The following is a 14,256-nucleotide window of genomic DNA, read 5'->3' as shown; positions in this document are numbered from 1 at the left end:
TGGGAGGCCCGTCTTTCTTTCATCCCGTGCCGCTTGCCCGCCAGAACTCCGCGTTGGGAGTGCATCCATCAGGGTCGGCACTGAATTCGGGCCGAATCCGGTTGAGGAAGTACATATCGATGGCCCCGATATGTTTGACGCCGACCGATCCGCGAGCCTCGGCTTCGAACAGGCGCGAAACGTGATGGAAGGTACTGGCGGAAATGTTGACCCGCCCTGGCTCGCATGCCTCCTCGAGCCGCTGTGTGACATTCACCGCGTTGCCCCAGATGTCATACGTAAAGCGGCGATGCCCCACGATACCGGCAATCGCTGGGCCTGAATTGATGCCGATGCGAAGCTCCCATGGCGTAAGATGGAATTTTTCGCGCTGATGATTGGCGCTGCGGATATAGGCCTGCATCTGCAGGGCCGCGAGACAGGCATCGATGGGGTGCGTGCGATTGGCCGCGGGTAGTCCGCCTGCGCAAAGGTAGGCATCGCCGATGGTTTTGATCGTCTCGAGCCGGTTGTTGGCCGCGATCTCGTCGAAACGCCCGAAATTCTGATCGAGCTGATCGATCAGCCGTGCGGGATCGAGAGTTTCGGTGAGCAGGGTGAATTTCTTGAAATCCGCCAAGAGGATCGTGGTCGCTTCATGAAAGCGCGGCTCGACCCTTCCATGGCGCTGCAGTTCGTGAGCCACCTGCTCCGGCAGGATATTGCGGAGCAATCGTTCGGATTGGTCGCGCGCCTCCTCGGCCGAGGCCTTGGCCTGGGCGAGTTCATTCAACAGGACGTTGCGCTCCAGAAGCTGCCGTCGCAGCTCAAGCAAGGCCATGGCCTGCTGCGCTAGGCGGCGGACAGCCTCGCGCTGGGACGGGCGCAACTCCCGCGGCTCGAAGGCCACGACACACAGGGTCCCAAGACCGTATCCCTCGCGAGAGATCAGCGGCATCCCGCAGTAGAAGCGCAGATACGGCTCATCCTTGACGACACCCAGGTTCTTGAACCGCTCGTTGGCGGTCAGATCGGGTACGTAGATGAGATCATTCGAGCACACCGTCGTATTGCAGACGGTGATTTCCCTGGGACATTCGGTGAAATCGTTTGGCAGGCCATACTTGGACTTGAACCATTGCCGCCGCTCATCCATCACGCTGACGATGGCGACGGGACAGCCGCAGATCTCCGCGGCAAGCTCGGTGACGGCATCGAAGGCAAATTCAGGCGGGGTGTCGAGCACCTGGTAAAGGGCAAGCGCCGCCAGCCGCTCAGTCTCATTCACGGAGGATGCCTCTTGCATCGGCCTGCTCCTTAGGCCCCCTCAGCCCCTCGGATATGCCCGCGCCGCTGCGCATTCTTTGCCGGATTTCGGGGGAAATTGAGGCCTCGGTCCCCACCTGGCAATTTCCGGCTCACACAGCGTCAGGAACGAGGGCTAGTCCCCTCTCCTCCAGCAGCCTGCCGAAGGCATCGGACTTCAGATACTCCAACTCCTCCGCACGGCTCTCCACGGCAGGATCCAAGGCGCGCAACTCGTCATCCACATAGCCCGGGTGGCACATAACGACGGGGCGAGGCCCGAGCTTCGAGAACGCCTCTCCGAATACGCGCTCGGCCGGCACCGAAAGGTCGAGCGGGGCGAAGCCCGAGAAACCCTGGTTCGTTGCAAAGCCTGCCGCGTGGGCAGTCCTGGCGAAGCCGCTGCTGAGGGATTTCACGATCAGCGCCTTGCTGCGCCCGATGGGGCGGCTGAGGATCGCGGCGATCCGTTCGGAAGGGTCGCGCAGCCAGAGACGCCCGGCATAGCCCCTGCCCTTCAGAACCTGGATCAGGGTCGATCTGATTCCCGGGAGCGCATGCACGTGCTGATGGCCATCGACGAAGGCGGGCGGCTTGCCGTGAGCCTCCTCGAAGGCATCGAGCTGACGTTCGATCTCTTGAGCAATCTCTTGGGCGATCTCCTCCGGCTGGAACTGGCGCCTCAAGGTTTTCAGCAGGATATCCTTCAAGGCAGGGAAGGTGCCGGACGCGGCGAGATGCGGCATGGGCCCCAGGGGCGATCCCGTCGTGAGGTTGAGATGAAGCCCGACGGCGATCCGGCCCTCAAGGGGCTTCAGATCCCCCGCGGCCCGGCGCCAGCCCGGCATGTTGGTCATCGCTCCCGTGGCCGAGAGCCGGCCCATCGCCGCCAGTTCGACGATGCCCCGGCTGACCCCGTCGGCAAGGCCGAAATCGTCGGCGCAGAGAATGACGTTACGAAAGGAACCCATATATGCCCTGAAATTCAGCTTTGCCGCACCCTAATCCTCTTGAGCAAAGCTGCAAACTCGGCTCTTGATGCGCCCCGACAATCAAGGGTTCATCCAGTGGCGTCGCCCAAGCTCAGCGTCATCATCCCGGTCCACAACGAGAGCGCCAATATCGCGCCCCTGTGCGAGCGCCTGCTGCCGGTCCTCGACCGGATCACCCCCGCCTGGGAGGTGGTCTTCGTGGACGACGGCAGCCGGGACGACACTCTTGACATCATCAAGGGCATCAGCCGCACCGAGCCGCGGATCGGCGCCATCTCGTTCAGCCGCAACTTCGGCAAGGAGATCGCCATCGCGGCGGGGCTCGACCATGTTCGCGGCGACGGGGTCGTGATCATGGACGCAGACCTGCAGCACCCGCCGGAGATGATCGACGCCTTCGTGGAACGCTGGCGGGAGGGCTTCCTCATGGTCTATGGCCAGCGCACCGACCGCACGGACGAAACCCGGGTCAAGCGCGGCTTCGCCCAGCTTTTCTACAAGCTCTTCGCCCGCTTCGGCGAGATCCCCCTGCCCGAAGGCGCGGGCGATTTCCGGCTCATCGACCGGAAAGGGGTCGAGGTCCTGAGGACGCTCGGCGAGAAGGCGCGCTTCTCGAAGGGCCTCTATGCCTGGATCGGCTTCAAGGCCACGGGCGTGCCCTTCGTGGTGGAGGAGCGCCGCTTCGGCACCACCAAGTGGAGCTTCAGGAAGCTCTTCCGCTTCGCCTTCGATGGCATCGCCGCCTTCTCGACGGTGCCTTTGCGGATCTGGACCTATATCGGCTTCCTGATCTCCTTCCTGGCGATCGCCACCGCCGTCTATTTCATGATCCGTACCCTACTCTTCGGCACCGACCTCCCCGGCTTCCCGAGCCTGATCGTCTCGATCATGTTCTTCTCCGGCATCCAGCTCATGTCGCTCGGCATCGTCGGCGAATATGTCGGCCGAATCTTCGCCGAGGTGAAGCGGCGCCCGCTCTACGTGGTGGCCGAGCGGGTTGGCGGCGCGGCGGAGGACGCGAGCGACCTCATTCCCGACACCGACCGACGGCGCCGGGCCTGATCGATGTTCAGGAAAATCCTTTCCGTCGGCGGCTGGACGCTGGTCTCGCGCCTCACCGGCTTCATCCGCGACGTGGTCCTGGCGGCCATCATGGGCGTGGGGCCGATCGCCGATGCCTTCGTGGTCGCCTCCCGCATCCCGAACCATTTCCGCGCCATCTTTAGCGAGGGCGCCTTCAACAGCGCCTTCCTGCCGACCTATGCGGGCGTGCTCGAACGGGAGGGCGCCACTCCGGCCCGCTCGTTTGCAAGCCGCATCAGCACCCTCATGCTGATCGTGCAGGTCGTCCTGCTGGCGGCAGCCCTGGTCGCCATGCCGGTGGTGGTGACGCTGCTCGCCCCCGGCTTCTCGGACGAGCCGCAGAAATTCGATCTGGCGGTGACGCTCACCCGCATCACCTTCCCCTATCTCCTCTTCGTCACCCTGGTGACGATCCTCTCAGGCATTCTCAATGCCCACGAGCGCTTTGCCGCGGCCGCGGCGGCGCCCGTGCTGCTCAACGTCTCCATCGTGGCGGCCCTCGCCGTGGCATTCCTGTTCCCCAATGCCGGCTATGCCGCAGCCTGGGGCGTGACCGCGGCAGGCGTTCTCGAACTGCTGCTGGTCTGGGTCTCGGCCAGGCGTCTCGGCGTGGCGCCGACCATCGAGGCACCGCGCTTCGATCCGGCCATGAAGCACTTCTTCAAGGTTCTGGGGCCGGCGGTGATCGGCTCGGCCGGCGTACAGCTTGCCATGTTCGCCGACACGATCATCGCCTCCTTCCTGCCCACCGGCGCCGTGGCCTCGCTCTACTATGCCGATCGCATCTACCAGCTGCCGCTCGGCGTGATCGGGATCGCGGCCGGCACCGTGCTGCTGCCCGAGATGAGCCGCCGCATCGCCGCCGGCGACGAGACCGGCGCTCACGGCGCGCAGAACCGGGCTGTCGGTCTGACCCTGGCGCTGGCCGCTCCCTTTGTCGTGGCCTTCGTCACCATGCCCGACCTCATCATGTCGGCCCTGTTTCAGCGCGGCGCCTTCGATGCGGCGGCGGCCCAGCGCTCCGGAGCCGTGCTCGCAGCCTATGCCATCGGTCTCCCCGCCGCCGTGCTCATCCGCTCGGCGGTGGCAAGCTTCTATTCCCGCTCCGACACCGTGACGCCCCTCATCGCCTCTCTCACGGCGGTGGCGGTCAATGTGGCGCTGAAGATCGTGCTGACGGGCCCCTATGGCGTGGTCGGCCTGTCGCTCGCCACCGCCATCGGCATCTGGGTCAATCTCGGGCTCCTGGCCTTCCTCGCCATGCGCCGGGACTGGATGGCCCCCAGCGGCACGCTTGGCCGCACTGCTGCGGCCGTCGGCGTGGCGAGCCTGCTGCTGACGATCTTCGCCTGGTTCGCGCCGGTGCCCCTGGGGATATGGACTGCCCGCCTCCCCGCTTGGCAGAGCGAGATTCAGCTCGCGATCCTCGGAGCCGCCGGCGCCGTGATCTACGGCGGTGCGCTCCTGGCAGGGCTGAAGGTGCTCGGGGTCAGGCTGTCGCGACGCTAGAGCCTATTTCGGCGAAGTGGATCCGGTTCGCCGTCAAAATATGCGGCAAGCCAAACAAGAGAGATGATTCCACGTCAGTGGAAACAGCTCCAGCAAATTCCAACTTTGGAATTTCCTCGGGAACCTTCCGTCCGAAGATCCATCCAATCGAATATGCCGGGCATGGCTCGGCTCATTGGGAGGATGACATCATGTTCTTTCGCGTCGCTGCTGCGATCGGAATCATTGCGCTCGCCGTGCCGGCCTTCGCCGCCGATCAGGTTGAGAAGGCTCCGCCATCGGGGGCCTACAAGAAGGTCAGCGAGCTCGTGAAGCTGCCCGACTTCCTGCCGGGACTTGGCCAGCTCTATGTGGATCCCAAGACCCTGCCGGCCGGACCTTTCCTGGCCTATGACCGCGACGGACGGCTCGTCAGCACCGTCTACATGCTGCCCGTCGAAGACCTCACCAACAAGGACAAGCGCTTCGACGATCTCGCAGCACCCGGCGGCAAGGTCGACCATGTGGACGTCTACTTCAATGCCGGCCATCCGGGCGTCGAGAAGCCCCATGCCCACGTCGTGCTCTGGCATGTGCCCAAGGCCGACGAGACGCGGGTGGCGGGGAAGTGATGATCTCGCGCAGGCACGTTTTCCGGATCGGCGGGGGGATCCTCGCCGGTCTGGCGCTGCCCCGCCTCTCCTTGGCCAGCGATCCGGTCGAGATCCGGATGCAGGGCAAGGCGGACGGCTCGCATGTGTGGTTCGACCCCATAGGGCTGCGCATCAGGGCTGGCCAGACCATCAGCTGGATCAACCTGGATCCCGGGAACTCCCACACGGCCACGGCCTATCATCCGAAGAACTTCGAGCACCCGCTGCGCATTCCGGAGGGCGCCGAGCCCTGGAATTCGGACTACCTGCTGCCGAACGAGACCTTCTCGGTCACGCTTACGGTGGAAGGCGTCTACGACTTCTTCTGCGCCCCGCACGAGCATGCCGGGATGGTCGGACGGATCATCGTCGGCCGGCCGGGCAAAACGCACTCTGAGGAGGCTGCCGCACAGGAAATCCCGGAGGCGGCGCGCCTTGCCTTCCCCTCGATCGACGAGATCATGAATCGGGGCATCGTGCGCCCGGCCTGAGTGCTGAAAGTGCTCAGGATCTAAGCAAGCAATGCTGTGTCAGGCGAAGGTAAAGAGCTCCCGCTCCGCAGCGATGCCGCGCAGGCGATGCGGGCCGAGGGAGCGGACGGGAATGGGGCTCACGGAAGCCACCCTCTCCGACAGGATGACGGAGCAGTCGAGGGTGCTGCACAGCGCCTCCATGCGGCTCGCCTCGTTCACCGCAGGCCCGATCACCGTGAAGTCGAGGCGGCCGGCGGCGCCGATATTGCCGTAGAACACATCGCCGCAATGGAGCGCGATGTCGAGGCTCAGCGGCGTCTCGTGTTGGCGGTTGACGGCCTCGTTGCGCTCGAACGCCATCTGCGCGGCTCGGATCGCCGCCGCGCAGGCGCTCTCGTGCGACCGCTCCTCGGTGATCGGAAAGGCGGCCAGAAGGCCGTCGCCCAGGAACTTGAGCACCTCGCCGCCCTGCTCCGCCACCGGGTCCGCCATCGCTTCCAGGTGACGGTCGAGACGGGCGATCAGATCGAGACCCGCCGTATCCGCGAGCGTGGTGAATCCCCTCAGATCGGCGAAGAGCAAGGCGGCCTCGATGGTCGTGCCGGAACCGCGCCGGATCGCCCCGCTCAGCACCCGCCGCCCGGCCGAGAATCCCACATAGGTATCGAGCATCGCGACCGTGAGATCGAAGAGGGTCATGCGGTAGGCTGCAAGGCCCAGGAGCGGCAGGAGCCCGTCGATGCGGGCGACCTCCTCCGGCAGGAAGCCCTCAGCGCGGCTGGTGGAGAAGGAGGCCCCAAAGCCCCTCAGGTCCGGAGCGCTGGCATTGCCGAAACTGAACAGACGCGCCAGGTAATCGGTCCCGCCCAAGCGCCTCACGTCCTCGAACACGCTGAACCTGTCCGCATCCGGGCCGTGAAGGTGCCAATGGCAGCTCTCCTGCTCGGTGCGCATCATGTAGGCGAAGGGACTTACCTCGAAGGCATCATCATTGCGCTCGTGGGAAACCCCTTCCACGACGGTTCCGGCGGACCGGGTCCAGACATGGGTATAGACGCGGATCGTCGGGTTGACAGTCGGCAGGGCGATGTACGCCCGGACCAGCGGAATGCCCTCCCCGACCAGCCGCTCGGCAACGCCTGAGAGCAGGGAAGCCACATCGGATCCGTGCAGGCCCTGATCGATGATCCAGTCTTCGAGATTCGTCATGACCCCAGTCTAGCATTCCGGGCCGGAATGTCCTTAGGCGACCGGTTCAGCGGCTTGCGTGGCGCGTGGCTGCGCCCGTGCCGGCGATCTCCGTCAGGAGCTTGCGGCGTGCGGCCACCGCAAACGGCCGGGTCTCGTCGGCGATCTCGACGAAGGAACCGGGGCCGCCGATGACGCTCTGGCCATAATAGTCTTCCAGCGACATGCCGCCCGGTCCACCGGGTCGGCCGCTGCCGGGGCGGCGGATGGCGAGCGCATTGATGGTGAAGCCCTTGGCCAGTGCGTCTCCTCTCGCCTGCTCAAGGGACCGACCGTTCATGTTGGGACCGTCGCCCGAGACGTCGATGACCTTGCGCGTCCCCTCATGGGTGTTGCTCTCGACGAGGCGCACGGAGAAATCGATGGCATTGGAGATGGAATTGTAGCCTGTCGCGCCCCGCGGGGCGCTTAAGAGCTTGTCGCTGAAGACCTTTGCGCTCGCCCCATCGCGGATCACGTGCCAGTCGACGATGAGCACTTGGGAGTTCGGTCCGCCCCATTCCATGAAGGCCACCGCAATGGCGCCGATAGGCCCGTCCTTGATGCCGGCGAGCACATCCGCGCTGGTCAGCGCATCCGCCCAGCCCTGCCGCTGGAGGCGCAACTCGTCATTGTCGATGGAGCCCGAGCCGTCGGCGGCGAAGACCAGCTCCAGATCGACCGATTCCGCCAAGGCCGGAGCTGTGAGGAGGCTCAAGGCCACGAGGCTTTTCAGGACAAACCGCATCGAGGGCTCCAGCTTGGGGCACAATGCTGGAGCCATGTAGGGCATGGAACGGGAGAGACTGCTTGTCCCGATGATCACAAATGCGTTGAGGATCAGATTGAGGCCGGGTGCGAGCGATCACCTACCAGGATGAGACGCTTCTTCACCTCCCCGGGGGGAGAGGTCGACGCGCGTCAGCGCGGCGGGTGAGGGGTGAGTGTCCTCTCCGGACAGCGCTCTCCCCCTCACCCTCGCTGCGCTCGACCTCTCCCCACCGGGGAGAGGTATGGCTGTAGGAGCCGTTGCGCTTCAATGCAATCAGCTTGCGCCGACTGCCTTCACAGGGTGTCCTCAAGCCGCCTTGCCGAGGGGCTTCGCGTGAGCGAAGGCCCAGTAGAGCTCGCGGGCGCGGCGATAGAACGGGCCGGGCTGGAGATCGCGCGAGTCGATCCGCAGCACCGGCATCACCTTGGAGTAGTTGCCCGAGATGAAGATCTCGTCGGCGCCGGCGAATTCCTCGTAGCGCAGGGTGCTCTCGACCACCTGCACGCCGTCGTCGCGCAGGAGCTGGATCACGCGCTGGCGGGTGATGCCATTGAGGAACGTGCCGTTCGGATACGGCGTATGGACCACGCCGTCCTTGGCCATGAACACGTTGGAGGTGCCCGTCTCGGCGATGTTGCCGAGCGCATCGCAGACGAGCGCGTTATCGAAACCCTTCTCCTTCGCCTCGCGGATGACGCGGGCGTTGTTCGGATAAAGGGCGCCGGCCTTCGAATCGGTGGGCATGGATTCGAGCGTGGGACGGCGGAAGCTCGACTTCATCACCGAGAGCCCGCCCGGCACCGGCATCGGCGCCTCGAACAGGGACAGGCAGAACTGGGTCGATTCCGGATCCGGTGCGATGGTGGCCAAGCCCTCTGCCTCGCCCCAATACATCGGTTTCACATAGAGCGCCGTGCCCGGCGCGAACTTCTTCACGCCCTCGTAGACGAGGTCCATGATGGCCTGTGGCTCCATGGTGGGCTTGAGCCCGATGGTGAGGGCCGAGCGGTTCACGCGCTCGCAGTGCCGGTCGAGATCGGGCGCGACGCCTTCGAACACGCGAGCGCCATCGAAGACGGAGGAGCCGAGCCAGGACACGTGGGAGCGTGGCCCGATCAGAGGGGGATTGCCCTCGTGCCAAGCGCCGTTGAACCAGTTCCAGGTTTGCGAATACCAAGCCACGTGTCTCATCCTTCATTGGTCAGAAGTTCTGCCCTATCGAAACGCCTGCGCCTGCAACCGTCAATCGCTTCATCCGGAGCGGCACATAAAGTCTTGTGATGGATTTCATGAGGAGGGCTGATCATTGGTCGGATTGCCTTCGCCCGCTTCGGGTGAAATGCTGCCTGCCATGACCGGTTCCGCTCTCATCCCAGCCCAGGCCAAGGCCGTCATCTTCGATGCTTACGGAACATTGTTCGACGTGCATTCGGCGGTTGGCCGCCATATGGCTCAGGTCGGACCGGATGCGGCCCGCTTCTCGGAAATCTGGCGCACGAAGCAGCTGGAATATTCCTGGGTGCTGTCGCTCGCCGGTCGCTACGCGCCGTTCTGGGCTTTGACGGAGCAGGCGCTGGATTATGCCTTTGCACGATTTCCGGATGTCGACCGCTCCGTCAGGCCACTCCTGCTGGAGGCCTACCGCACGCTCGACGCCTATCCGGACGTTCGGGAGACGTTGCACGCCTTGAGAGCTCAGGGCCTGCGCACCGGCATCCTGTCAAACGGCGATCCCGGCATGCTGGACGATGCCGTACGCTCGGCCGGGCTCGCCGATGCTCTTGATGCGGTGTTGTCGGTCGATGCCGTAAGGATCTTCAAGACGAGCCCGCAAACCTACGATCTCGTGCTGCAGGCTTTATCCGTTCATGCGAGTGAAGTCGTGTTCGTCTCCTCCAACCGCTGGGACATCGCAGGAGCATCCGCGTTCGGGTTCACGCCAATCTGGATGAACCGGCTGGGCCTACCCGACGAGTACGTCGAGCTTGCGCCCAGCGCGGTCATTGCATCGCTCGAAGGGTTGATTTAACACATCGTCATGGCCGGGCTTGTCCCGGCCATCCACGTCTTCCGCCGTGTGAAGACGTGGATGCCCGCAACAAGTGCGGGCATGACGTTGAGAAACGTGAAAGAACAGCGGCTCTACTTCGCCAAAGCGGCTAAAATCCGCGCCCAAGAACGGGTGCCCTTGTGAAAGCTCTTGAGATCGTACTTCTCGTTCGGCGAATGGATGCGGTCGTCGTCGAGGCCGAAGCCGACGAAGAGCGTGTCGAGCCCCAGCGTGCGCTTGAAATCGCCGCCGACCGGGATCGAGCCGCCCATGCCGATGACGATCGGGTCCTTCTTCCACTCGTCGTGCAGGGCGGACTTCGCCGCCGTGATGGCCGGGAAGTCGTGCGGAAGAGCCAGTGCTCGCGAGCCCTTGTGATGAATGAACTCCACCGAGCAGTCGGCAGGGATGCGCTCGCGCACGAAGGCCTCGAAGTTCTGAGAGATCTTGGCCGGATCCTGATCGCCCACGAGGCGGAAGGAGACCTTGCAGCGGGCTTCGGCTGCAATCACCGTCTTGGTGCCCTCACCCGTATAGCCGCCGATGATGCCGTTCACGTCGCAGGTGGGACGCGACTGGATCTGCTCGATGAGCATGCGACCCTTTTCGCCGGCGGAATGCTTCAAGCCGATCTGGCCGAGGAACTCTTCCTCGGTGAGGTTCAGGCCCTTCCACTGATCGAGCACCTGAGTCGGCGTCTCATGCACGCCCTCGTAGAAGTCCTTGATGGTGATGCGGCCAGTGTCGTCATGGATCGCCGCGATGATCTTGGAGAGCACGTGGATCGGATTGCGCGCCGCACCGCCGAAGGTGCCGGAATGCAGATCGCGGTCGGCGCAGCGCACGATGATCTCCTCGTAGACCATGCCGCGCAGGGATGAGGTGATGCCAGGCGTGTTCTGGTCCCACATGCCGGTGTCGCAGACGAGGGCCACGTCGGCCTTCAGCTCGTCCTTGTTGGCTGCGATGAACTCGGGCAGGAACTTGGAACCGTCCTCCTCGGCACCCTCGACCAGGAAGGTGATGTTGATGGGCAGTGAGCCCGTCTCGGCCTTCCAGGCGCGGCAGGCCTCGACGAAGGTCATCACCTGCCCCTTGTCGTCCGAGGAGCCGCGGGCGCTGATGGCCTTGCGGCCGTCCGGCAGCGTGATCATGCGCGGCTCGAAGGGCGGGCGTTCCCACAGCTCCAGCGGATCGACCGGCTGCACGTCGTAATGCCCGTAAAAGAGCACATGCAGCTTTGCATCGCCCTTGGCGTGGCCGACCACAGCCGGGTGCCCGCCCGTCTCGCGCAAGGAGGCCTCAACCCCGATGCTCTTCAGCTCATCGACCAGCCACTGCCCGGCCGTGCGGCAATGGTCCTTGTAGGCGGGATCGGTGGAGATGGAGGGAACCTTGAGCCACTGGAACAGCCGTTCCAGGGATGAATCGAGGTCGGTATCGATACGCTGCAGAACTTGGTCGAGCTGGGACATGGGAAACATCTGCCTTGTGGACGGAGCCGCCTCAAGAGGTACTCTCATCACCCAGGTAATCGCAAGTACGAGGTTCGATTTAGGATAAGGGCGCCAGATGCTTCGTCATATAGACACGCTGGAACCCCTTCTCTTCGGCGCGATGGGTCTCGACAAATCCCAATCGCTCATAGAGACCGATGTTCCCGGTCATGGCTTCATTCGTATAAAGCCGAATGGCTCTGAACCCTTGCTCGACAGCGAGCCTCTCCGCAAAGCCGATCAGCGCACGCCCGTACCCGCGTCCCTGCACCTCTGGGTGGATGGCTACATTGTCGAGAAGCATGGCTTCGCCTTCTGGAAGAAGAACAAGCACTCCAACGGGTCGATTCGCGTTGATGAGGACATAGACGCTCCGCTTTCCGATCAGGACGGAATAGTCGTCCATCATTGGCCCAGGCTCTTGCCCGATGAGCGAAATATACTGGGTATAGGCGGCTCGAACGATTGCTTCGACAGCCGCAAGATCTTCAGAATGTGCGAGCCGAATGTCCTGCATCGTCAATGCTAAGGATGATATAAGCCGACATTCACCGCCTCAACAACCCACCCAAGGTTCCTCGAACGATGGCGCGGCCGATGGAGCTGCCCTGGCGGCCGCCGATGGATTTGCCGATCTCCGCGGCGAGGTTGCCGACCGTCTGGTTGACGATGGTGCGGGTCACCTCACGCGTCACACGCTGCGTCACCGTCATCGAGCCCTTGCGCTGCGGACCGGAGCCGAAGAGGCCGCCGAGCATGTCGAGGATGCCGCCTCCTCCTTCCGCCGCCTTCGTCTCGGCGGCCGCCTGCTCGGCGCGCTTGGCGAGCATCTCATAGGCGGATTCCGGATCGACCGGCTGATCGTATTTCCCCTTCATCGGGCTCGACGCGATGATCTGCTGGCGCTCGTTGAGCTCGATCGGCCCGACCTGCGCCATGGGCGGCGCAATCAGCGTGCGCTCCACCATGGATGGCGCGCCCTTGCCCTCCAGCGTCGAGACCAACGCCTCGCCGACGCCGAGCTGGGTGATCGCCTTCTCCGTGTCGAAGGCCGGATTCTCCCGGAAGGACTGGGCGGCCGCCCGCACCGCCTTCTGCTCGCGCGGAGTATAAGCGCGCAGTGCATGCTGGACACGGTTGCCGAGCTGCGCCAGCACGCTTTCGGGAATGTCGATCGGGTTCTGGGTGATGAAATAGACACCGACACCCTTCGAGCGGATGAGGCGCACCACGCGCTCCACGGTGTCGGTGAGCGCCTTGGGCGCATCGTTGAAGAGCAGATGCGCCTCGTCGAAGAAGAACACCATCTTGGGCTGATCCAGATCGCCCACCTCGGGCAGTTCCTCGAACAGTTCCGACATGAGCCACAAGAGAAACGTGGCGTAGAGGCGCGGATTGCTCATCAGCTTGTCCGCCGCCAGGATGTTGACGATGCCGCGCCCGTCGCGGTCGTTACGCATCAGGTCCTTGATGTCCAGCGCCGGCTCGCCGAGGAATTCGTCGCCCTGTTGGTTCTCGAGCACGAGAAGCTGGCGCTGGATCGTGCCGATGGTCGCCTTCGACACGTTGCCGTAGGTGGTGGTGAGCTCGCTGGCATTGTCCGAGATGAGCTGCAGCAGTGCCCGCAGATCCTTCAGATCGAGCAGCAGCAGCCCCTGCTCGTCGGCGATGCGGAACGCGATGTTGAGCACGCCCTCCTGCGTGTCGTTGAGATCGAGCAGACGCGAGAGCAGCAGCGGCCCCATCTCGGAGATCGTCGCCCGCACCCGGTGTCCCTGCTCGCCGAACAGGTCCCAGAACACGACGGGGAATTTGTCCGGCACGTATTCGACGCCGATGTCCTTGGCGCGCCGGACGAGAGGCTCCTTGCCGTTGCCGGGCGCCGCCATGCCGGAAAGATCGCCCTTGATGTCCGCGGCAAAGACCGGGACGCCCGCATTGGAGAAGCCTTCCGCCAGCACCTGCAACGAGACGGTCTTGCCCGTGCCCGTGGCTCCGGTCACGAGGCCATGACGGTTGGCGAGCCTCAGATCCAGATATTCCGGCTTGCTGCTTTTGCCGATGAAGATCTTCCCGTCCGCGAGCATCGTGTTTCTCCAGAATCCTCTAATGGATCTTAGAAGCGTTGCTGCGAGTTTCCACCCTTGGATCCTTGACTTAATGGTTTAGATATAAACTATCGCCCGGATCGATTTCAGGAGAATCAGATGGAAGAGCTCATCACCCGCGTGACGCAGAAGACAGGTCTCGATCAGGCGACTGCCCGCAAGGCCATCGGCATCATTCTCGGGTATCTTCAGAAGGAGGGGCCGCAGAACGAGGTCAACCAGCTCGTCGCGGCCCTGCCCGGCGCCCAGGACGCCATCGAAGAGTCGAAGACGGGTGCGGGCGGCGGCCTCATGGGCATGGTGGGCTCCATGGGTGGCGGCGTGATGGCGCTCGGCGGTCAGCTCATGGGCGCCGGCGTGTCCATGGGCCAGATGCAGCCGCTCGGCAAGGAACTCTTCGCCTATGGCCGCGAGAAGGCCGGCGAGGACGTGATGGGCCCCATCGTCGGCTCGATTCCGGGGCTCTCGCAGTTCGTTTGATTGCCGATGGCTAGAGCTGTTTCCACTGACGTGGAATCATCTCTCTTGTTTGCCTTGTCGCATATTTTGACGGCGATCCGGGATCGCTCGACAAAGATGGCGCTTGAGCCTCGACGCTGTCATCCCCGCGCAGGCGGGGATCCATAACCA

14 protein-coding genes are annotated in these 14,256 nt (G+C 63.9%); 6 read left to right on the top strand and 8 right to left on the bottom strand.

The annotated features are described in order from the left end of the window. Positions 1-19: 19 nt before the first annotated feature. Together ILT44_RS14160 and ILT44_RS14155 are read right to left on the bottom strand one after the other, a co-directional pair. Positions 20-1,285 carry an adenylate/guanylate cyclase domain-containing protein gene (locus ILT44_RS14160; protein WP_204240244.1) on the bottom strand — a complete coding sequence of 422 codons (1,266 nt, stop codon included), beginning with the start codon at positions 1,283-1,285 and terminating at the stop codon, positions 20-22. Between the two features lie 112 nt (positions 1,286-1,397). Then, entirely contained in the window at positions 1,398-2,255 is an 858-nt protein-coding gene (locus ILT44_RS14155; RefSeq protein ID WP_204240243.1) for a ChbG/HpnK family deacetylase, read from the bottom strand. A 96-nt stretch (positions 2,256-2,351) separates the two neighbouring features. On the opposite strand from ILT44_RS14155, the gene ILT44_RS14150 reads away from it, so the two are divergent. The 4 genes from ILT44_RS14150 to ILT44_RS14135 all read left to right on the top strand — a co-directional run bounded on the left by ILT44_RS14150 (position 2,352) and on the right by ILT44_RS14135 (position 5,991). Further along, a complete protein-coding gene (locus ILT44_RS14150) occupies positions 2,352-3,338 on the top strand; it encodes a glycosyltransferase family 2 protein (protein WP_204240242.1) in 987 nt (328 codons plus the stop codon). 3 nt (positions 3,339-3,341) lie between these two features. After that, positions 3,342-4,868, top strand: coding sequence for a murein biosynthesis integral membrane protein MurJ (gene murJ, locus ILT44_RS14145; protein WP_204240241.1), 1,527 nt, complete (start codon positions 3,342-3,344; stop codon positions 4,866-4,868). A gap of 191 nt (positions 4,869-5,059) precedes the next feature. Then, positions 5,060-5,479 (top strand): DUF5602 domain-containing protein, encoded by a 420-nt coding sequence (locus tag ILT44_RS14140; protein WP_204240240.1) that lies wholly within the window; start codon positions 5,060-5,062, stop codon positions 5,477-5,479. Beyond that, positions 5,479-5,991: a cupredoxin domain-containing protein gene (locus tag ILT44_RS14135; protein WP_204240239.1), complete on the top strand. Its 513-nt coding sequence runs from the start codon at positions 5,479-5,481 to the stop codon at positions 5,989-5,991. The genes ILT44_RS14140 and ILT44_RS14135 overlap by 1 nt, the downstream gene beginning before the upstream one ends. 39 nt (positions 5,992-6,030) lie before the next feature. On the opposite strand, the gene ILT44_RS14130 is transcribed toward ILT44_RS14135, so the two are convergent. From ILT44_RS14130 to ILT44_RS14120, 3 genes are all read right to left on the bottom strand, one after another. Beyond that, the gene (locus ILT44_RS14130; RefSeq protein WP_204240238.1) at positions 6,031-7,182 is read right to left on the bottom strand and encodes an adenylate/guanylate cyclase domain-containing protein; all 1,152 of its coding nucleotides are present in this window, start codon (positions 7,180-7,182) and stop codon (positions 6,031-6,033) included. Between the two features lie 46 nt (positions 7,183-7,228). Beyond that, a complete protein-coding gene (locus tag ILT44_RS14125) occupies positions 7,229-7,948 on the bottom strand; it encodes a DUF1194 domain-containing protein (RefSeq protein ID WP_204240237.1) in 720 nt (239 codons plus the stop codon). A gap of 330 nt (positions 7,949-8,278) precedes the next feature. After that, positions 8,279-9,163, bottom strand: coding sequence for a branched-chain amino acid aminotransferase (locus tag ILT44_RS14120; protein WP_239468225.1), 885 nt, complete (start codon positions 9,161-9,163; stop codon positions 8,279-8,281). Positions 9,164-9,323: 160 nt separating this feature from the next. Between ILT44_RS14120 and ILT44_RS14115 the strand changes: the two genes are divergently transcribed. Then, a complete protein-coding gene (locus tag ILT44_RS14115) occupies positions 9,324-10,001 on the top strand; it encodes a haloacid dehalogenase type II (protein WP_239468233.1) in 678 nt (225 codons plus the stop codon). A 113-nt stretch (positions 10,002-10,114) separates the two neighbouring features. Here ILT44_RS14115 and ILT44_RS14110 read toward each other — a convergent pair whose 3' ends face one another. The 3 genes from ILT44_RS14110 to ILT44_RS14100 all read right to left on the bottom strand — a co-directional run bounded on the left by ILT44_RS14110 (position 10,115) and on the right by ILT44_RS14100 (position 13,605). After that, the gene (locus ILT44_RS14110) at positions 10,115-11,497 is read right to left on the bottom strand and encodes a M20/M25/M40 family metallo-hydrolase (RefSeq protein WP_204240234.1); all 1,383 of its coding nucleotides are present in this window, start codon (positions 11,495-11,497) and stop codon (positions 10,115-10,117) included. 79 nt (positions 11,498-11,576) lie between these two features. Next, positions 11,577-11,927 (bottom strand): GNAT family N-acetyltransferase, encoded by a 351-nt coding sequence (locus ILT44_RS14105; RefSeq protein WP_204240233.1) that lies wholly within the window; start codon positions 11,925-11,927, stop codon positions 11,577-11,579. Between the two features lie 139 nt (positions 11,928-12,066). Next, complete coding sequence (locus tag ILT44_RS14100) at positions 12,067-13,605, bottom strand: helicase HerA-like domain-containing protein (protein WP_204240232.1); 1,539 nt, start codon at positions 13,603-13,605, stop codon at positions 12,067-12,069. Between the two features lie 120 nt (positions 13,606-13,725). Between ILT44_RS14100 and ILT44_RS14095 the strand changes: the two genes are divergently transcribed. Beyond that, positions 13,726-14,106: a DUF2267 domain-containing protein gene (locus ILT44_RS14095; protein ID WP_204240231.1), complete on the top strand. Its 381-nt coding sequence runs from the start codon at positions 13,726-13,728 to the stop codon at positions 14,104-14,106. Positions 14,107-14,256 lie beyond the last annotated feature (150 nt).

The organism is Microvirga arvi (assembly GCF_016892765.1).
Classification (GTDB): domain Bacteria; phylum Pseudomonadota; class Alphaproteobacteria; order Rhizobiales; family Beijerinckiaceae; genus Microvirga; species Microvirga arvi.
This window is presented reverse-complemented; position numbering and strand designations above follow the sequence as displayed.